Here is a 21,202-nt window from a genome sequence, read left to right as displayed (position 1 = left end):
AAAACTAGTATATCTTTCTTAACTGTATTGCATTTAAAACAGGTTTACCTTCGATGGCATTAAAATCAACGGCAATTCCTTTACCTCCGAGAACCGTAAGTCTTGTCTTTTTCATCACGGCACGTGTATAGCCAAAATCAGTTGCGAGGTTTAGCTTTTGCAAAAACGGCACACCATTTATTGCTACATCAAAAACACGTTGCTCAACAAGCTCCTTTTTATGGTTATTATCCAGGTTATAGGCAAGGGCTTCTTTGGTATCGCCACCTACCAGTTCGGCAAAGTGCAGCGTAAGTTCATATACGCCATCGGGCACATCGAATTTGAATTGCTTTATGCCTACCTGCTGGGTCTGGTAAACAGGGTCGTTATCCGTTCCAAGGATATTTTTATCACTTCCGTATAAAATCCTGTTGTTGGTTCCCCTGTAAGGTTCGCCACCTGTCCAGCCCCACGAACCTGCTTTATAGGCCTGATCAGGCAGCCAAAGCTGTTGTTCTTTTTCATCAATATAATAGCGTTTTGAACCTAAAAGGATATTGATGTTTTTAAAAGGAATGTTATCCGTAAAGCTAAAAGGCTGTAGTTGAAAATTAATGGCTGCATGATCAGTAAGTGCACCTGAAACAACAGTCAGCTGGTTTTCACCTTCGGCGAAGGGTACTTTCCAATCACAAACATGGTCGACAGCATTTTTAATTCCCAGGCTCCTGCCATTCAGAAATAATTCGGCGGTTTGCTGATTAGTTGCTACCTGGATATTCTGGGTGCTCGCTACTGTAGCGGAATCGGCAATCCCACTGCGCTGGTTCCACTGTGCCGACATGATTTTGAGGTAAGGTTTAGCTGAAAGGTAGGCCTGGTAAAGAAAATAGGTATCTTTTGGTTGACGGCCAATCGTTAGCAACCCTTTATTATTAATATGCGGCATGGTTTCCTCACGGGTTTCAGAATTGAAATCGGCCAGGTTCCAGGCCATTCCCCCAGCTACAAAAGGCCGTTCGAGCATCGCATTTAAATAGGTCTGGTGAAATTTAACGGCATATTCTACACTCTTATCGAAGCGTAGTGGTTCTGCGGTGCGAATTCGCGGGTCAGCATCTGCACCGTATTCGGTAACCATGAAAGGCTTATCGGGCAGTTCTTTATGATGGCGGTCTAAAAACTTCGCAAAATCAGCAGGAACGCCAGAATACCAGCCTGAATATAAATTCCAGCCAACAATCATCGGGATTTTCGTTAAACCCACCTTGTTGTAAATATCCCATGCACCATGATTTACTAACATTGTGTAACGTGATGGATCTTCTTTCCGGGTTAAATCATCGAGCTTTTGGGCAAGCTCACGGATATGTTCGTAATATACCTGCTGGCGGGGTTTATCATTGCTAAACTTCGGGCGCAACAGAATTTCGTTCATATAAGCCCAGATGATGATACTCGGGTGATTAAAATTCTGCCTGATCATCTCTGTTTGCATTTCGAGGCAATTAGCCGTAAATGCATCGCTTTCGGTGATGGTATTTACCACAGGAATCTCAACTGAAGCCAGTATACCGAGCCTGTCGCAGGCTTCCAGAATCATGGGGTCCTGCGGGTAATGTGCTACCCTCAAAAAGTTAGCCCCCATTTGTTTGAGCAGTTCTATATCTTTAACCTGCAGGGCATCTGGCACAGCGTTTCCAAGCCCTTCATAGTCCTGATGGCGACTGGCACCAATAATTTTAAGGGCTTTACCATTCAGGAAAAAGCCTTTTTCAGCATCAAACTTAAACCACCTAAAACCTAAGGGATTAGTCACCTGATCGATAAGGGCCTTGGTTTTAACATCAACTATTTTGGCTACCAGTTTGTACAGGTAAGGTCTTTCAGGCGACCAAAGTTCGGGTTGTTTGATTGATTTAAAATCCTGAATAACCGACTTACTTTCGCCCGGAGCCAGGTTTAGCGGGGTCACCTGCGAAGCCACTATCTTCCCCTCAGCATTTAATAGGGTAGTTTGAATTTGAACCTTTCTCTGGCTTGCCGCATTATTATCTATTAAACTCCGAACGGAAACACTAGCTGAGGCGGCTGAAACCTCGGGGGTAGTGATGTAAATACCTGAACTTCCCTTATCTTTTTTAGAGAAATGCAATGGCTCGGTTATCAGCAAGCTTACATTCCTGTATATACCACCAAAGAAGGTAAAATCGGCTGTTAAAGGTGGAATGTCTTCATTAAAGCGGTTGTTTACCTTAACTTCTACCACATCGTTTTTGTAATTTAAAAACTTTGTAAGGGGAACAACAAAACTGGTGTAACTACCTAAGTGTTTCGCTGCCGGTTGTCCGTTTATTAGAACTTCAGTTTCCTGAGCTACACCATTAAAAACCAGGTATATCTCCTTCCCTTTTGCTGACTCATTTAAACTAAGGTTTCGTTTATAAATCCCCAATCCACGGTAATAACCAGGCACATCATCCAAAACATCGACTGCATTCCAGGTATGTGGTAAATTTACCTGTTCAGTGGCACCTTGTTCTTTATGAAATGTCCATCCATCGTTCAAACTGATATTACTACCATTTTGTGCGAAGGTGTTATTGGTTAAGAAATTTGCCAAAACCAGCAAAAAAGTAATCCGTTTTAAAAAAGTTAATTGGCTCATTGGTTTATTGGTTCACTGGTTCATTAGTCATTAGTCATTAGTTCATTTGTAACTGCAAACTGGTAACTGGTAATTGGTTCACTGGTAGCTGCAGACCGGAAACTGATTATTTGGTTAATTGGTTAACTGGTTCATTAGTCATTAGTTCACTGGTAACTGCAGACCGGCAACTGGTTAACTGGTTAACTGGTTAACTGGTTCATTGGTCATTGGTTCATTGGTAACTGCAGACCGGCAACTGGTTATTTGGTTAATTGGTTAATTGGTTAACTGGTTCATTGGTCATTAGTTCATTAGTCACTAGTTCATTAGTCATTAGTTCATTGATAATTGCGAACAGAAACTGCTTAATTCGTTAGTGAGAAATCCTTTTCGAGCTTAATATTATCGGATGCTGTTCCAATCATCAGTTTAAAATCGCCTGCTTCGGCACCCCATTTAAGTTGCTGATTATAGAATGAAAGTTTCTCTTTATCAATTGTAAAGCTGATGTTTTTTGTTTCACCGGCTTTTAGCATCACTTTTTTAAAGTCTTTAAGTTCTTTTACAGGGCGAACTACTGATGCAAACTTATCCTGCAGGTAAAGCTGCACTACTTCTTCACCATCATATTTCCCGGTGTTTTTCAGCTTAAAAGTTACCGATATCTTATCGGCCATTCCCATCTGGGTTTTATTCAGGTTAAGATCGCTGTAATCGAAAGTGGTATAGCTCAGTCCGTGTCCGAAAGCAAATCGCGGGCTGTTTGGTGAATCAAGATAAGCTGATTTATAGTTTCTGTCTTTATCACTTCTTGAAGGCCGTCCGGTACTTAAGTAATTGTAATATAAGGGAATCTGGCCTTCATCACGAGGAAAAGTAATGGGTAGTTTACCTGCAGGGTTATAATCGCCAAATAAGACATTGGCCATTGCATTTCCGGCCTCACTGCCCAACCACCAGGTGTACATGATCGCCGGTACGTTATCGGCTGTCCAGTTAAAAATTAAAGGACGCCCCGCCATTACTAAAACCACTACGGGTTTACCTGTAGCATGAACGGCTTTAATCAGGTCTTCCTGAACCCCAGGAATGTGAATATTTGTTTTGCTCTTTGCTTCACCGCTCATATCAAAAGCTTCGCCTGCAGCAATGATTACCACATCTGCCTGTTTTGCTACGGCTACGGCTTCAGCAAAACCTGTTTTGGATGAATCGGAAATTTCACAGCCTTTTGCGTAAAGCAGCTCCGTTTTATTTCCAACCTTATTTTTTAAGCCCTCGTACAGGGAAACGAGTTTATCGTTTTCCCAGGCAATTGACCAAAAGCCCTGCATATCTTTTTCTGATTTTGCCAGCGGCCCGATTACAGCAATTTTCTTCAGGTCTTTGCTTAAGGGCAAAGTTTGTTTTTCATTTTTAAGCAATACGATGCTTTTCTCTGCCATTTTCAAAGCTGCTGTTCTGTTTTCCGGCGAGTTTAATTCTTTCTGCTCACGGGCAACATTACTGAAACGATAAGGATCGTCGAAAAGGCCCATTTCAAATTTCTTACGGAGGATTCTTCTTACCGCATCATCGATTAAGGCTAGAGGAACTTTTTTATCGGCCACCAGTTTGGCGAGCGAAGGCAGGTAGCTTCTGCTTTCCATGTCCATATCACTGCCGGCCTTAATGGCCAGTTCAGCTGCCTGGGCTTTATCTTTTGCATAACCGTGTGCAATCATCTCACCTATCGAACCCCAGTCGCTTACCACAAAGCCGGTATATTTCCATTGCCCTTTTAAGATATCGCGTTGCAGATAGGCATTTCCGGTTGCAGGAATGCCGTTTAGGGTGTTAAAAGAATTCATGAAGGTAGCGGCTCCTGCGTCGAGTGCGGCTTTAAAAGGCGGCAGGTAGGTTTCCCATAGCGTATGTTCGCTCATATCAACTGTATTGTAATCGCGGCCTGCCACTGCAGCGCCATAGGCGGCAAAATGTTTTGCACAAGCCATTATTGCATCAAGTTCACCTAAGCCTTTTCCCTGAAAGCCTTTTACGCGGGCCTTTGCAATCTGCGAGCCAAGGTAAGTATCCTCACCGGCACCTTCCATTACCCTTCCCCAGCGTGGATCGCGGGCGATATCGACCATGGGTGCAAATGTCCAGTGAACGCCTGAAGCTGCCGTTTCCCTTGCGGCAACATGTGCAGCATTTTCCATTTCGGCCAAGTCCCAACTTGCAGCTTCTGCTAAAGGAATAGGGAAAGTTACCCGATAGCCGTGTATTACATCAAGCCCAAAAAGTAACGGGATTTTCATCCGCGATTGCATGGCTGCCTGCTGTACTTCGCGGGTTTCCTTTGCACCTTTTACGTTAAGCAGCGAACCTAACTTACCATCGCTTACATCTTTTAATTTATTGGGGTTATTTGTAATCGGCCCGGTGGCATCCCCTCCGGTATACTGATTAAGCTGGCCAATTTTTTCATCAAGGGTCATCAGTTTCAAAACTGAATCTACCTTTTTCTCTATCTTTTTATCCTGTGCAAAGGCGGATGAAAAAGACAATGCAATAATTAAAGCGGATGATAAGTGTTTTTTCATGTTGTTATTTATTTAACGCCATCTAAAATAGCCTGGTAAGCTGCTTTTCGTTTATACTGGTTATCAAATGGCAATGGCCAATCGGGGCGGTTATAGTTTGATGGAATCCAGCTGTCGGCATCCGTTACATTCCATTGCGTAATGCCGTATTGCTGGGCTTTGGGCAGGGCATTATATGCTTTAACAATGGCTTTATATTTAGCGGCCTGTTGTTCGGCCAATGCCGGTGTATAAGTTAATGACGGGTTATTATCGGGATTAAGGGCAATATCTATCTCGGAGATATGTATCTTTAAGCCCGTCGCCGCTGCTGTTGAAATCGCCGTGGCAAGGTTGGCATCGGCCTGGGTTACCCGGGTATGCATCTGCAAACCAATACCATCAACCGGGATACCTTCACTTTTTAAATCGTTAACCAGGTTTAAAATTGCCGTACGCTTTGTAGGGCCGTATTCATGACCGTAATCATTGTAAAAAAGCAATGCATCAGGATCGGCTTCATGCGCATACCGGAAAGCCCTGCCAATATAATCAACACCGAGCTTCTGTACCCAAATGCTGTTTCTTATCGTCCCATCATCGTTAATGGCTTCGTTAACCACGTCCCAGGAGCTAACCTTGCCCTTAAAATGGCCAACAACGGTTTGGATATGATTTTTTAACAAGTTTTCCCATTCGGCTGTAGTGCCCTGAAAGTTATTGACCCAATCGGGTAAAGATTTATACCAGTTGAGCGTGTGCCCGTGAATACGCATACCATTGGCCTTCGCCAGATCGACAAGGTAATCGGCATCGCTCCAGGTGTAAGTATCTTTGGCCGGATGAAGCGCAGCGAATTTCATTGCGTTTTCGGCAGTTATGCTGTTAAACTCTTTAATAACCAGGTTACGATAATCAGTATTATTCTTCATCAGCGAAACATTAACTGCTGCCCCCATTTTAAAAGGCATATTTTTCTGCAACGTGGTTTCGTCTGTTGCAGCATCTACCTTTAAGGGTGTTATGCCTGTGCTTTTTTCTTTGGCACAGGATATCCCCAATAGGGCCAGCGGAATGATTAGTCTCGCTAAAAAACTGATTTTCGTAACTCTTAGCATGGTTATTTATACTTTGCCTGCATCTGGTCGTAAAAGTCTTTAAGCACATAATATGCTTTCTTTTTCTTGCCTGTTTCGCTGATTAAGCCTTTACGGTTCCAGAAATTCTGATAAATAGGATGCTGCCTTCTCGGTGAGCGGAAGTCGGTTAAAATCCATGGAGTCATTCCGCGGAGGGCACCGATTTTGGTGAGCATGGTAATCTGGTTTTTATACAGTGCTTCCTGGTACTCTTCACTCCAGCGGGTGTTTTCATCAGCATGGAAACCGCCCAGGGCATCACCCCCAAATTCGGTTATCACTACAGGTTTGGTGTATTTAATATTAAATGTGTATTTGGTAATTTCTGAGGGATTACCACCCCAATACCAGCCTGCATACTCATTAAAACTTACCAGATCGATCTTCTCGCCAAGCGGATCGTTTAAAATAATCGAATTACCATCACGGTGAACTTCAAGCGCTGCTGCCACCAAACGCGTATCATCCAAAGAACGGGCCGTTTCTGCCAGGTTACTCATGAAGCTTAAGCGGGCGTCACTTAATGGCGTTTCGTTACCAATAGACCAAACGATAACACTGGCCCTGTTTTTATCACGAACAATTAAATCGGTTAACTGCTGTTTTGCATTGGCATAAGTTGCAGGGTTTGTCCAGCTAATTGTCCAGTAAACAGGTACTTCTGCCCATACCAGTAAGCCCATTTCATCGGCCAGGCGGATCATTTCTTCATTGTGTGGATAATGTGCCAGGCGAACGTAATTACAATTCATGTCTTTTGCCCATTGCAGCATCATGCGCATATCGCCTTCCGAGCGCAAACGGCCTTTTAGAAGCGGGTTTTCATCATGAATAGAGATTCCCCTTAAAAAAACAGATTTACCGTTAAGCAGGATACTGTCGCCGTTTACCTGTATTGTTCTGAAACCAATCTTATCGCTAATATTTTCTTTATCTGTTTTAATGTTAACGCCATAAAGCTTAGGGTTTTCAGGCGACCAGAAGGTTAAATTGTTCCAGGTAAATTCATCGTTTATTTTACCCTCGTTATCGGTTTTATATTTCTTTTCGAGCTTAAGTTCAGGCACACTGAGCGTTACTTCCTGGTTTGGTGTCGCATCGGCCAGCTTAACGGAAAAGTTTAAAAGGTTATTATTTCCCTTAACCAGCTGAAGTTTATAATCGCTGATGAAGTGTTCAGGAAATTCGGCCAGAAAAACATCGCGGGTAATGCCGCCATAATTCCACCAATCGGTATTTACCGTAGGGATTTCATCCTGTTTCCTGATATTATCTACTTTCAGGATCAATGCGTTATCACCTGCTTTAATCAGGTTGGTAACATCGAACTGGAAAGGTGTAAAGCCACCTTTATGCACGCCCAATTTCTTACCGTTCAGATAAACATGTACCTCATAGTTTACTGCGCCGAAATAAACGTAGTATTTCTTTCCTTTTTCGGGCTTGGCATCAAATTTCCGGCGTAGCCAGATATTCCCCTCATATAGTTCAAGTTTCTCTGACTGGGAGTTCCAGTCGCCGGGAACATTCATCTGAGGAGAATAATCAAAATTATATTCAATCAGTTCAGATTTATCTTTCTGTACTTTATCATCATAATAACCACCGGTTCCCGATTTTGACTGATCAAAAGGATCGTGCCTGTAATCGTAGTAGCCGTTTTCATAAGGATCGACAATGTAATTCCATTTACCGTTAAGGCTTTGAATCTTTCTGCCCTGAATGTTTTGTATTGAGCTAACCTGTGCGTAACTAACTGATGTAAAGAGCAATAAAAAGATTAAAAATACTTTAAAGGATGATTTCAGCATGGTATAAATATTTTAATGGTAAATAATTGTTCTATCAAAACTAACAATTATTTAACGGACGGTTAAATACCGTCCGTTTTAAATTTTGAACAAGGCCTGGATTAATAGCCTGGGTTTTGTCCTAAGTTTGGTGCTTTGTTTAATTCATTCTGTGAAATCGGGTATAAGTAATTTCTGGCGACGAATACCCTGTTTTCGACTGTGAACGGCGTATAAGTAAATACACCAGGCGACACCAAAGTAATTCTCATGCCGGTAACGGGCTTATTAAATGTGGCTTCGCCTTCTTTCCACCTGCGTACATCGTAAAAGCGGTGTTCTTCAAAACATAGCTCTACCCTACGCTCGTTACGGATTCTTTTTCTTAATTCGGCCTGTGTAGGTGCCACATAAGCATTGGCTGTTGCATTTGTTGTTTGTAATGCCGGCATCTGTACACCTGTCCTGTTTCTGATTAAATTTAATACCCTTAAAATTTCGACCTGGGCCGCAGCACCTTGGGCCTCATTTAAAGCCTCAGCATAATTTAAAAGGACTTCGGCATACCTGAAAAATATCCATGGGCGACGAACATTTGTTGTTGTAGGCCCCCAGGCAGCTGCCTCACTTAAGTATTTCCTTAAATAATAACCGGTTTTTGTTGCATTGATGTTTAGGTTCAAACCATCCTTTCCGCCAACATAGGTATCAACGGTTTTACTTTTGAAAGTAGCGCCATTGTAGATAATTGCGAAGTTTAAGCGTGGATCGCGATCGGCATAAGGCGTCGTTGCCACATATTTTGATGCAGGGTCAGTAATCAGCCTACCTGTACTTTTAACTTCAAAGGCATCAACAAGTTCCTGAGTAGGGTTTGTACGTCCATTTGCAGCGTCATAGCTAATTGGTGCATTATTCTGCTCAATTGAATTGGTATTGAGTGTAGATGTCGCGAAAATGGTTTCTACGTTGAATGCACCGTTATTCCACAACCAGATATTCGGGTAAGATGTGTAAATACTATGTTTCCCGGTATCCATTAATCTTTTAGCTGCATCTGCAGCAGCCTGCCACTTTGTAATATCGTTTGAAGCATTGTATTGCGGACTTGCAGCATATAAAAGCAAGCGTGCCTTAAGTGCCATGGCAGCTGTTTGTGTAGCCCTGCCCCTGTTTGCCACACTCCATTCGGTTGGGGATAAGGGCAATCTTGTAATTGCATCTTCGCAATCCTTTGAAATCTGATCGACACATTGCTGAAAAGTATTTCTTGGTAAATCAAGGTTATCGTTAACAGTAAGCGTACGGGTGACAATTGGGTAGCTACCATAGCGTTTAAGCAATTCGAACTGAAAGAAGGCCCTTAAAAAGAATGCCTGTCCCTTTAATCTGTCAACCTGTGCTGCATAAGTCTGGTTGGCAGCAACGTTTGCCGGTAAAACTTCATCGAGCGGAATGACAGCGCTTCCGTCAATGTTTTCGAGGAACATATTTGCTTTGCGTATGCCTGCATACATGTCTGCCCAAACCTCATCGAAGGGTTTGGCGGGGCTCCATGTTCCATTTGTTAAAATCGCTACCGATGAGTTTTGATTAGAATTAACCGCTTCATCAGCACCAGAAGCAAACAGTGCTCCTCCTCCATCAACATTATACCTGTCGTTAAGCACAGCATAAACGTTATTTAAGAAGTTCCGGGCATAATCGGGGTTTGCCCAAAGCTGTGCCTGCGTAACATCATTTCCGCCACTAAAAGATCCATCCTGAAGAAAGCCATCTTTTTTACATCCTGCTACCTGCAAGGCAATCATAGCAAGTATTAGATAAAATATATTTTTTTTCATGTTATTATCTTTTAAAATTTCAAGTTCAATCCAAAGGAATAAATCTTCATGTATGGATAAGATGAATTATATCCTGATTCGGGTAGTTCCGTATCTATGTTTAAGTCGCCAAGCTTATCAAAGGTTAGAAGGTTTAAGCCACTTACATAAAAGCGTAGCTGCGAAATCTTTAACTTTTTGATGAATGAAGGCGATAAGGAATAACCCAACTCAACATTCTTAAGGCGGATATAATCGCCTGAGCGAATCCAGAAATCTGAAAAGGCCGTATTATTTCCCCTATCGGTTAAGAGCAAACGCGGGTATGCAGCACCTGGGTTATCAGGCGTCCACCTGTTCACGCTAAACTGGTTCAAGTAGCCATTATTTGCACTACCTGCATTAACCAGAGGCTGAATACTTATTGAGCGGCCGCTTGTTCCCTGAAACAGGAAATTTAAATCGAAGTTTTTTACAGCTACTGATGCACCGAAGCCGAAAAAAGCCTTAGGTACAAAGTTAAAGTCAGTTCTTACTCTGTCTAAATCGTTAATTACGCCATCACCATTCTGGTCTACATACTTAATGTCGCCGGGTTTAACATCCCTTGATAACAACTGTGTAGGTGATGCATTGATTTGTGCCTGACTTTGAAAGATACCATCAGAAACCAGCATTAAATTTGTGTACACCGGATTGGTTGTGGCCGTTGCAGCCGTGGTAATCACACTTGAAATCGGGCGGCCCAATGCTTTCTGATAAGCCGGTAAGTTAGCTGCTTCATTAACAGCAAGGATCTTACTTACATTATAGGTATAGTTGCCAAAAACATTAAGATTTACTTCGCCAATCTTTTTATTGTAATTAATACCTGTTTCAAAGCCCCTGTATTCAGCTTCACCTTCGTTAACAAAGATTAAACTCTGGCCCAATGTGCTTGGTAGTAAAGAACCTGTTGTTAAATCCTTTCTGTCTTCGTAAAAGTAATCGGCACTAAGCGACAGTGATTGTTTCAACATTTTAGCATCAAAGCCGATACTTGTTTTATAAGCCTTTTCCCAGGTTAAGTATGGATTTGCCAAAGCCAGCTGCGCTGTACCACCCACACCGGTAAATGAAGTACCAAAGGTATAACCCGTTGTACTGCGGCTAAAGAAATCGTTGAATGCAAATCTTCGGGCCGAACCAATGGCGTCATTACCCACAAGGCCATAAGAGCCTCTGATTTTTAAGAAATCGAGCCATTTGGATGAGCCTTTCATGAAGTTCTCGTCGGATATGATCCATCCGGCTGAAGCCGCAGGAAAGAAACCGTATCTCCTGCCTGGTGCAAAATTTTCAGAACCTGAATAACCTGCAGTTAAATCAAGGTAGTAGCGCTGAACAAAACCGTAAGATAAACGGTTAGACCAGCCTTCTCTCCTTACATCAAGATTCCCGAAAGAAGACAGGTTTGCCCTTGACACCCTTGTTGAGAATTTAATGTCGTGCTGGCCAAATGTTCTGTTATAATCCAAGCCTGCCCAGAACTCACTCTTTTTAACATTGCCTGAAAATGCATTCCCCTGGTAATTTGCTTTGGTTGCCGTGCCATAAGTAGTGTAAACACCATTTGCACCTAGTTCTGACGTTGAGTAAGTTTCAGAAAAACCTGAACGATATAATCCTGCAATATCATAAGCATAGAAAACCTCAGCCGAAAGACCTTTCAGGATACCATCCATTTTCTGGCGTGCACTGATCGTGGCCATCATGTTACGCATAAGGTCGGTACTTGCCCCTCTGGCCTGTAACATTGCCAATGGGTTACTTTGTGTAAAAATAGATGTACCGCCATAAGAACCATTTGGATTTAATATCGGAAAAGCATTAGCTGGTGTAGCATAAACGGCATTCAAGAAAGTGCTGGTACCCGCATTTGGAAAAGTAAGGTTGGTAATCCTTCCGCCAATATCGAGTGCAACATCTAAGTTTTTATTTACGTGTAAATCGATGTTGGTACGCAGGTTGTAACGGTTAAAATCGGTATTTGCATCGTAAGTCTGGTTATTCCCTCCTTTGTAAAAACCACCTTGCTGATAAGCACTTAATAAAGTATAATATTTGATGAATGCATTTCCACCGGTTACTGAAGCTACATAGCGTTGTGTTGGTGCCACCTGTTTAGTGAAATCCCTCACAAAATTATTATTTGGATATTTTATCGGATCGGAGCCATCCTGGTAAGCCTGCAATGCAGCCTGGTTATATACTGCAGTACCACCGCTGTTTAATGAAGCCTCGTTATAAAGTGTTGCATAAGTATAAGCATCCAAAGGTTTGGTCACCTGTAAAGGTGCCTGTAAGCCTGCCTGGGCATCAAAAGTAACCTTAGTACTGGTTGCACTGCCTCTTTTAGTTTTAACATAAATTACGCCATTTGCTCCGTACATTCCGTACCATGCCAAAGTAGCTGCATCTTTTAAAACGCTCACACTCTCAATTTCCCCTAAATCCATGGCGGTAAAATCACGTTCAATACCATCTACAAGAATTAAAGGTTCCTGGTTGCTGTTGTAAGATGAGCGTCCTCTTACCAGAAAACTGGATACATCATAACCTGGTTGCTGAGAACCACTTGGATATACTGCTAATCCCGGAAGCCTGCCAGTAAAAACATTTGTTAATGATGAAGAAGGAATCTGAGGCAGGTTTTCAGTTGTTATGGTACTGATGGTTGCCGTTACTTCCCTCCGTTTTCTTACTCCAAAAGGGATGTATACGTTATCGTCATCGCCAGCATAAATTAATGCTTTGTTTAATATCACATCGCCTCTTGTAACTTCGATAGCAGGTTTAAGAATGGTTCTATAGCCCAGGAAACGAAAAACCAGCACATCGCTTGTGGTTGTTTCGATTGTGAAGCTTCCGTTCGCATCTGTTGTTACCGATTTGTTTGTTTTGTCTTCCTGTATTGTAATCATTACCCCAGGAACAGGTTTTTTATCCTGATCGACCACTTTGCCGGTAACGGTTAAACCTTCATCCGGCTTTTGCCCATATGCATTCAGCATGCCTGCCAGAATGAATAGTAAACAAATAATATATTTTGATTTTATAAATTTCATATTGAAAAATCTTTTAGCGTTATCCTAATTACTAACTATTCCCAGCCTGGGTTTTGCAACAGCACGCCCTTACTTTTATAAATTTCGGCTCTTGGAATCGGGTAAAGATTCTGGGTTTCGGACCAAGTTTTCTGAAAGGTTGAGGTTAAAACGAATGGTGTATAGGTAAAACTTCCATTTGCATTTTTAACCACATCCATTCCTTTCATTGGTACAGCAATGGCCTGTGCGCCAATTTTCCAGCGCATAATGTCGTACCATCTGTGGTCTTCGAAAGCAAGTTCGATGGCACGTTCGTGTCTGATTGCCGCACGCATTTCATCCTGATTCATCCCGGCTTTTAATCCATATAAATTATCGGCACCTGCCTGAATCCCTGCACGGGCCCTGATTTTAACCAGCTGTTCGTAAACAGACTGATCAGGACCAACGGCTTCATTCTGCGCTTCGGCATAGTTTAGCATCATTTCAGCATAGCGGAAATAGATATAGTTTAACAAGGTTGTACTTCCGCCAACGGTCCTGTAAACTTCTGGCCAGTATTTTTTGCAGTAGTAACGTGTTGCGGTATAGGTAATCGTCGGGTTGTAATCCTTGCCATAACTTACTCTACCCTGTGCATCAACAGCTGACCACATTTCTATTTTCCCACCCTGCCACGGCCTGTCGTTGTAAATGATATTATCGTAAAAACGAGGCTCTCTATTATCGTAAGGCTTTTGCGGATTGTAGCCCGATGTTGGATCGGTAATTGGTTTGCCATTTGCCATATCGTACATATCAACATGGTTTTGTGTAGGGTTCATTTGTCCCTGTGCACCACCCGAACCCGGTGACATTGAGAAATCCTGCATCATTTCGCCAGCTAAAGGTGTATTTCCTTTAATCCGGATCATTATATATTCAGGAGAAGAAGGCAAGTTTAATAAATCGGTATAAGAAGTCTGCAACTGGTATCTACCATCCATTAAAACTTTAGCTGCATCAGCAGCTGCCTGCCACTTTGTTTTATCGTTTGAAGGATTGTTTAAAGGGCTGGCCGCATACAATAACACCCTCGCTTTTAAGGCCTGTGCCGCACCAATTGTGGGGCGTCCGTAATTTGATGGGCCATAAGCAGCATCATCGCCAAGTTTTGTAATGGCAATATTTAAATCGTTAATTATAAACTGAGTAACCTCAGCATAGGTTTTCCGTGGTAAATTAATATCGTCATTTACGCCATAAACCTTATCTACAATCGGTACGCCTCCGAATCGCTTTGTTAATTCGAAATACGATAGCGCCCGTAAAAAACGCATTTCTCCTTCAACACGTGTAGCATCAAAAATAGGTACGGATGCATTTGGCGATGGTGGTACTTCGGCAATCCTCGCCAGCATTTTATTGTGGATGGCAATACCTGCATACATCAGTTTCCAGACACCATAGATATCATTCAATGAGGGGCCGTTAGAATGGTCGTGATATAAACCCCTGTTTAAGGAAGTTACCGATCCCTCTGAGTTACCGGAAACCGCTTCATCAGATGCCTGTGCAGTGCAACCGCGGTGGTCGTTAAAGCGAACATATTTTGTTATTACGTAATTGTAAGCATTATCTGCAAACCTTGCTGCCAGGGCTGGATCGGCAAAAATTTCATCTTCGCTAATCGCAACCCCTGGTGTACGTTCCAGGTAATCCTTTTTACAAGAAACTGTGAACAGGGTTAAAAGAATGATTGCTGTAAATATTTTATAGTTTTTCATTTTCTTAGAATTGAACATTTAAACCAATATTGTAAACCTTTGATGTTGGGTACAGCGCCTGTAAAGGGAATGCCGTGTTAATGGTATTCACGTTTTCAGGATCGACATAGAACCTGTATTTAGTCCATGTGTAAAGGTTCTGTCCCTGTAAAAAGAGCCTTATATTGGCTAGTTTTAAAGCTGAAGACCATTTTTTAGGGAAATTCCATGCGAACTCTACGTTTCTTATTTTAAGGTATGCAGAGTTTTGCAAGGTAAAATCGTTTAAAGCATAGTTTAAAGATGCGGTTCCTCTTGCATGCAAGGCAGGCCAGTCGGCGTTTGCTGCGTTTGCAGGTGTCCAGGCGTTAAGCATGAAATCGTACATCTGTTGTCCGTTATTTTGCTCGTTAAGGATTACGTTAGAGCTTACATGGGCTACTCCCTGAAACAATGCCGATAATGTAAAACCCTTGTAAATGATACGCGGACTAAAACTGTACACATACTCAGGGGTGTTGGTATAACCAATGGCATCCTGATCTAAACTGGTGATTACGCCATCGCCATCTAAATCTTTAAATTTTAAATCTCCAGGGATTGGGTTATAACCCTGTAATTTTGGTGAAGCGGCAATATCTGCTGCCGACTGGAAGAAACCGTCTGTTTTGTACCCGAAAAACTGGCCAACACTTGTTCCCTTTCTTGCTGCAGAAAATGGTAATCCATCAGGTTCATCGTTCTCCAGAATTTTATTCTTCGCATAACTTATTTGTGCATTAAGCCCTACCGTTACACTTCCAATTTGTTTCTGATAATCAAGCTCCACCTCGTAACCTTTATTGTAAACTACTCCTTTATTCAGGTTCGGATAACTATGACCAAATAATGCCAAACCGCTTAGTGGAGTTGTTAAAATATCTCTTCTGGTTTCATCAAAGAAGTCGACCGTTAATTTTAAGTTATCTTTCAGCATTCGTGCCTCGAAACCAATATTACGTTTGGTACCGGTTTCCCACGTTACCGCCTGGTTACCTAAAGCATTAATAGAAGCACCAAAAAACTGTGGATCACTAATCCATAATGTAGGATAACTGGTTATTGAATTCGGGTTTCCAAATGGTGCCGCCTGCGCACTTCCCGCAAGGTTTGTAGAATAATTGGTCAGGAATAAGAACCTGTCGTTCGATATCCTGTCGTTACCTACTAATCCGTAACTTCCACGTATTTTAAAATAAGTTAAGATGTTATTCTTTTTCCAGAAAGGCTCGTTGGTTAAGGTCCATCCTGCTGATACAGCGGGAAAGAAACCATAACGAAGGCCTTGAGCAAAGTTTTCAGAACCGTTATAAGAAGCATTGAATTCTGCAAAATATCGTTCATCGTAATTATATGTTACCCTGCTTGCAATACCTTGCGATGCTCTTGGCGGAGCTGTGAAAGCAGTTGTACCCGTTGATTTGATTAACTGGCGGGTTGCTAATAAAAGGGCGCTCACATTGTGCTTTCTGAAATTCCGATTGTAATCGAAACCTGTTTGCAGGTTCATGTTTGTACTGCCTTCGGTAACACCGCCGTCCTGGACAGCCCCTAAAGGCTCGTCACGGTTACGCGTGTCAGTAGAAAGTGTAGCCTGCCCTGTTGTTGGATTATAAACATATGCTGCCCAGTTAGCATTCCTTCTTTCAATATTGTTATAGTAAGAATCGTAGCCAAAAACTGTTTTAAAACCTAATCCTTTGGTAATGAAATCTAATTTATAATTGAGGTTGAATGTACTCTCTATCGTGTTGTTTTCGTCGTTACGTGTTCCGAAACGAGTTAATACCGCATAGGGATTCCAGATATTTGTGCCGATGTTCGGGTTGGCCGTAATTCTTCCATCGGGCAAAGTAACCGGGTAAGCGTAAGCGGGAACCTGCAGAATACGCGAAATCATACCTTCAATGGTATCATAAGAGAAAGCTGACGAAGACCTTAAGCCTGCAGGCTGATATCTGTTGGCAAAACGACCACCAAGTTTAATACCAACTGTAAAATCCTTGTTTAAAGTTAAATCTACGTTCGAACGAAAATTATAGCGGTTATAATTAGGTACCGTGTTTATGCCGTAAGGCGATTCGAACTTTTTGAAAATACCATCCTGGAAAGCGTAACCTGCCGAAACAAAGTATTTAGCAACTTTAGTTCCTCCGTTAATATTAACATTATGCTGCGTTTGAGAATAATATTTTTTTGTAAGATAATCGAACCACTGTACATCAGGAAAACCAATGGGATCAGACTTATCTCTGAATTTCTGAATATCAGCATCTGAAAAGTATGGTGTTTTTCCGTCGTTTACATAGGATTGATTAAGTAACTGTGCATTTTCGAGTGCAGGCAAACCCACAGCTAAGCCAGTATATGTTTGCAAGGCATAATTACCTGTGTAAGTAACCTTTGGCGCACCGATTTTACCTTGTTTTGTCGTAATTACTATAATACCGTTTGCTCCGCGAATACCGTAAATAGCTGTTGAAGCAGCATCTTTCAGTACGGTTATAGTTTCAATTTCGTTTGCATCCACATCAGAAAAACTTGGCCGTTCAACACCATCCACAACCACAATTGCGGCATTGTTAACCCCATAGGTTGCCACTCCACGTACCTTAAGCTGCGCACCATCAGCACCAGGCTGCCCGCTGGTTTGCACGGCCAGTAAACCCGGCAAACGTCCAATCAGGCTATTCGTTGGGTTAGGTGTTGGCGATTTCATAATCTCCTCGGTACTGATTTGTGCAATGGCCCCTGTAAGTGTTGATTTCTTCTGCGCACCGTAACCAACCACTACCACTTCATCAAGCCCTTGCGAATCATCTTCTAAAACTACTGTTAATGTTGTTTTCCCATTTACAGCAACCTCTTTATTTACATAGCCGATGTATGCAAAAGTTAAAACAGCATTTTCTGCTGCACGAATTGAAAATTTTCCGTCGTTATCGGTAACAACACCGCCTGGTGTACCTTTAACGCGAATACTAACGCCGGGCATGGTTACACCCTTATTATCTTTTACCGTACCGGTAATTACAGACTGAGCAAAAGCCGCTGTTGAGTAGGTAAAGACGAAAAAAAACATTAGCAGATACAGGATTTTTGAACGCTTAAACCCTTGCAGGTTAGCGACTGGAAAAGTCCTCTTCATAAAGTAAAGTTTATCCATAATTATTTTGGTTATTAAATCTGTTTGGTTAAAATTTAATGCATAGCCTGGACCTGCCTCCAAAAAACCAATGATATTTAGCTATCAAAAATTTGCTGAAAGTTTTGTAAAAAATTGACTCCTTTTATTGATGAGTCCAGGAAAAAATCTGGTTCTTATTTAAAGCTTTGTTACGGCAGTGGTAATCTTATTTCGCCTTATTTAAGTAACATTTCAGATGCAAATCGTTAATTCGATTTACGGTCGAGATCAATGGCCGGGCCCTTGCGGTTTTTGAGATTGAATTAGTAGCGAATAATTTCATCTTGTTTATTTGGTTAGTGATTGATAGTGGCAGCGAATTTAGAAAAGCTTAGGTCATAAATTCATTCTAAATACTCAAAAAGCCACATTACTGGCTTCAAATACATTTCAAACGTTTGAAATAATTTGCATTTTTTTTCTTATCTATGCATTGAGATTGGAAAAGAAGATGAATAATACCCCTGTTACACTCAAGTTCTTGGCTGAAAAGTTAAAGATGTCAGTATCAACAGTATCGAAAGCCCTAAATAATTATCCTACGATTAATGAGTACACTAAAAAGCGTGTTCAGGAAATGGCACGTGATTTACATTTTACCCCAAATAAATCGGCAATAAATTTAAAGGAAAGGAAATCGAGGATTATTGGTATTATCCTTCCTAACTTACTGGATCACTTTTTTACCAGAAGCATTTATGGCGTAGAGCAATTTGCCACACAAAATGGTTATAATATCATTATCAGCCAATCGCATGATGATTTACAAAAAGAAATTCAATCGGCGGATATGCTTTTAAGAAGCCGTGTTGATGGTTTGATTGTTGCCATATCAAAAAACACCCAGGATTTTTCGCACCTTGATCAGTTTGAAAACCTGGGCATACCTGTAGTTTACTACACCCGGAATCCGAGTTTTAACCTTAATTGCCATAAAGTTTTAGGGAATACTTTTCAGGGTTGCTATCAGGCTACAAAGTTTTTAATCGACAGGGGGCATCAGAAAATCGCTTATATAGGCGGGCCAAAAATGATTAATTTCACTCACGATCGTTTTAATGGCTACATTAATGCTTTAAAAGACAGTAACCTTTCTTTTGATGCGAACCTGGTTGCTTACACCGATTTTGATAAGGAAAACACAATTTCTGCAATACAAAATTTATTTGCTTATGAAGATAATACTCCTACGGCTATTGTTGCCTTTAAAGAGCCAATACTTTTTGATGCCATAAAATACCTTCGCCATATAAAACACCCAAAATTCAGCTCCATTGAGTGCATAGGTTTCGGAAATAATTCTTTTATAAGCTATCTCGACGCCCCTCCTATCGCATCTGTTGAAGAAAATCCTGAATCTGTAGGTGAAAATGCGATAAGTCTTCTACTCAAGCTAATTAACAAGGAAATTGATATGGAAAACTACCAGAAGATTATGGTAGATTGTAAGCTTATCATCCACGAGGATTAGCCAGACAAAAATGTTAGCATCTATTTTTGACATAAAATCTGATTAGCCCTAACTTGCGCTTATAATGGGATTATACTTTACATCGATAAATTCGGGTAGCAATGGCAATTGCTATTACGTTGGCAACCAACACGAAGCTGTATTGGTTGATGTAGGTATCTCGTGCAAAGAAGTTGAAAAAAGAATGTCGAGGCTTGGTTTAGCAATGAATAAGGTTAAGGCAATTTTTATTTCCCACGAACACAGCGACCATATAAAGGGGCTTACGGTTTTATCTAAAAAATATAACTTACCAGTTTACATTACACCAGATACTTTAAGAAGTAGCAGATTAACACTAAACGAGCAAAACATTTACACTTTTGGCCACCTGGATACAATTACCATAGGTGAATTAAAGATCTCTGCCTTTTCAAAGTTTCACGATGCTACTGACCCTTATAGCTTTACTATAGAATTTAATAATGTTCGGGTTGGCGTGTTTACAGATATCGGCTCTGTTTGTGAAAGATTAATCACACAGTTTAAAAAATGTAATGCTGCATTTTTAGAAGCAAATTATGATACTCAAATGCTTCAAAGTGGTAATTATCCTTATTATTTAAAGCGTAGGATTTCAAGTGGGAACGGACACCTTTCGAACAATGAAGCATTGGCTCTTTTTCAGGAGCATAAACCCGAATACATGAGCCATATTCTACTCAGCCATTTATCTAAAGACAATAATGACCCTGCTTTGGTAGAAAATCTGTTTAAGAATGTTGCGGGTAATACCTACGTCGGCGTTGCATCGAGGTATGAGGAAAGCCCTGTATACTATGTTAGCAGTAAGGTAAATGAAGCCGAAGATTATTTTTTTGACCCACTGATTCATCAGCCATCCCAATTAAATTTATTCTAAAAAAAATATCTGAAAAATACCACTTTTTGGGTATTGTTTTAACCCCATTATTTAAAGATGTTTGTCCTGTTAGGAATAAATCAACGGGACGATTTAATTTAACATTAAAGAGATTAATTAATTTTAATCTCTTTTTTTAAAACAAATTAATTAGTTGACGGTTATATTAAAACTTCATAAATAGTTTGTTTGGTTTATTGGGGGCTTAAGGATTTAGGCCCCTTTCTTTTTTTTACCAACGCCTGCTATTTTTCTCTCCCCTGAATATAAAACCAAGGTATTTCAAACATGTAAAGTACCGATGTATTTCTGAAATTACAGCAAATAGCAACGGAAAGATTGAAGATTTATAATGACAAAAATCAACCCTAAAGTGGAAAAATAATTTAACATGCTAAAAAATACACGAAAACTGAATTAAAAATACATTTACTTAGGTTAGTAACATATTTCGTACAATAAATAAATAGCTTTTTGCTATATTTGAAGTATCAAGTAAGTCCAATAATAAGGATACCTCTTTCTGATTTTGAATGAACATATCATATGTAACATGTATGTTTAAAGGGACTCTATAAAATTTGGTTTTGTTTGACCTTTTTTAAACTATCGCAATGCTCAATCATGATTATACATAAATACAAACAGGTTACAAATTCAAAGACACCAGGTATTGCTTTACCATTTCTAGCTGAATAATTTCAAAAGCATAAAATCTATCTATTTTTCATTACTAACCGGACAATTTTAAATAAAAGAGAGTATCTGAGGTAATTAATAGCCACAAAGCGCTCATTTACTAAAAGAATTTGTTAATATATC

Annotated in this window: 10 protein-coding genes; 2 read left to right on the top strand and 8 right to left on the bottom strand. The window is 40.8% G+C overall.

Going from position 1 to position 21,202, the window contains the following annotated elements:
- Positions 1-4: 4 nt before the first annotated feature.
- From R2R71_RS20190 to R2R71_RS20155, 8 genes are all read right to left on the bottom strand, one after another.
- Positions 5-2,650, bottom strand: coding sequence for a glycoside hydrolase family 2 TIM barrel-domain containing protein (locus R2R71_RS20190; RefSeq protein WP_316833101.1), 2,646 nt, complete (start codon positions 2,648-2,650; stop codon positions 5-7).
- Between the two features lie 347 nt (positions 2,651-2,997).
- On the bottom strand, positions 2,998-5,217 hold the full coding sequence (gene bglX / locus R2R71_RS20185) for a beta-glucosidase BglX (RefSeq protein WP_316833100.1): 2,220 nt from the start codon (positions 5,215-5,217) through the stop codon (positions 2,998-3,000).
- An 8-nt stretch (positions 5,218-5,225) separates the two neighbouring features.
- Complete coding sequence (locus R2R71_RS20180; protein WP_316833099.1) at positions 5,226-6,314, bottom strand: endo-1,4-beta-xylanase; 1,089 nt, start codon at positions 6,312-6,314, stop codon at positions 5,226-5,228.
- A gap of 2 nt (positions 6,315-6,316) precedes the next feature.
- Positions 6,317-8,146, bottom strand: a complete 1,830-nt coding sequence (locus R2R71_RS20175; RefSeq protein ID WP_316833098.1) for a glycoside hydrolase family 2 protein — start codon at positions 8,144-8,146, stop codon at positions 6,317-6,319.
- 101 nt (positions 8,147-8,247) lie between these two features.
- Positions 8,248-9,969, bottom strand: a complete 1,722-nt coding sequence (locus tag R2R71_RS20170; protein WP_316833097.1) for a RagB/SusD family nutrient uptake outer membrane protein — start codon at positions 9,967-9,969, stop codon at positions 8,248-8,250.
- An 11-nt stretch (positions 9,970-9,980) separates the two neighbouring features.
- A complete protein-coding gene (locus tag R2R71_RS20165; RefSeq protein WP_316833096.1) occupies positions 9,981-13,055 on the bottom strand; it encodes a TonB-dependent receptor in 3,075 nt (1,024 codons plus the stop codon).
- A gap of 35 nt (positions 13,056-13,090) precedes the next feature.
- A complete protein-coding gene (locus tag R2R71_RS20160; RefSeq protein ID WP_316833095.1) occupies positions 13,091-14,803 on the bottom strand; it encodes a RagB/SusD family nutrient uptake outer membrane protein in 1,713 nt (570 codons plus the stop codon).
- Positions 14,804-14,807: 4 nt separating this feature from the next.
- A complete protein-coding gene (locus R2R71_RS20155) occupies positions 14,808-17,969 on the bottom strand; it encodes a TonB-dependent receptor (RefSeq protein ID WP_316833094.1) in 3,162 nt (1,053 codons plus the stop codon).
- A 490-nt stretch (positions 17,970-18,459) separates the two neighbouring features.
- On the opposite strand from R2R71_RS20155, the gene R2R71_RS20150 reads away from it, so the two are divergent.
- Both R2R71_RS20150 and R2R71_RS20145 read left to right on the top strand, forming a co-directional pair.
- The gene (locus tag R2R71_RS20150; protein WP_316833093.1) at positions 18,460-19,479 is read left to right on the top strand and encodes a LacI family DNA-binding transcriptional regulator; all 1,020 of its coding nucleotides are present in this window, start codon (positions 18,460-18,462) and stop codon (positions 19,477-19,479) included.
- Between the two features lie 64 nt (positions 19,480-19,543).
- A complete protein-coding gene (locus tag R2R71_RS20145) occupies positions 19,544-20,380 on the top strand; it encodes an MBL fold metallo-hydrolase (protein ID WP_316833092.1) in 837 nt (278 codons plus the stop codon).
- The last annotated feature ends 822 nt before the right edge of the window (positions 20,381-21,202 follow it).

This window comes from Pedobacter aquatilis (assembly GCF_032678405.1).
GTDB classification, from domain to species: Bacteria; Bacteroidota; Bacteroidia; order Sphingobacteriales; family Sphingobacteriaceae; genus Pedobacter; species Pedobacter aquatilis_A.
The sequence above is the reverse complement of the archived record's forward strand: the minus strand, read 5'-3'. Positions and strand labels throughout refer to the sequence as shown.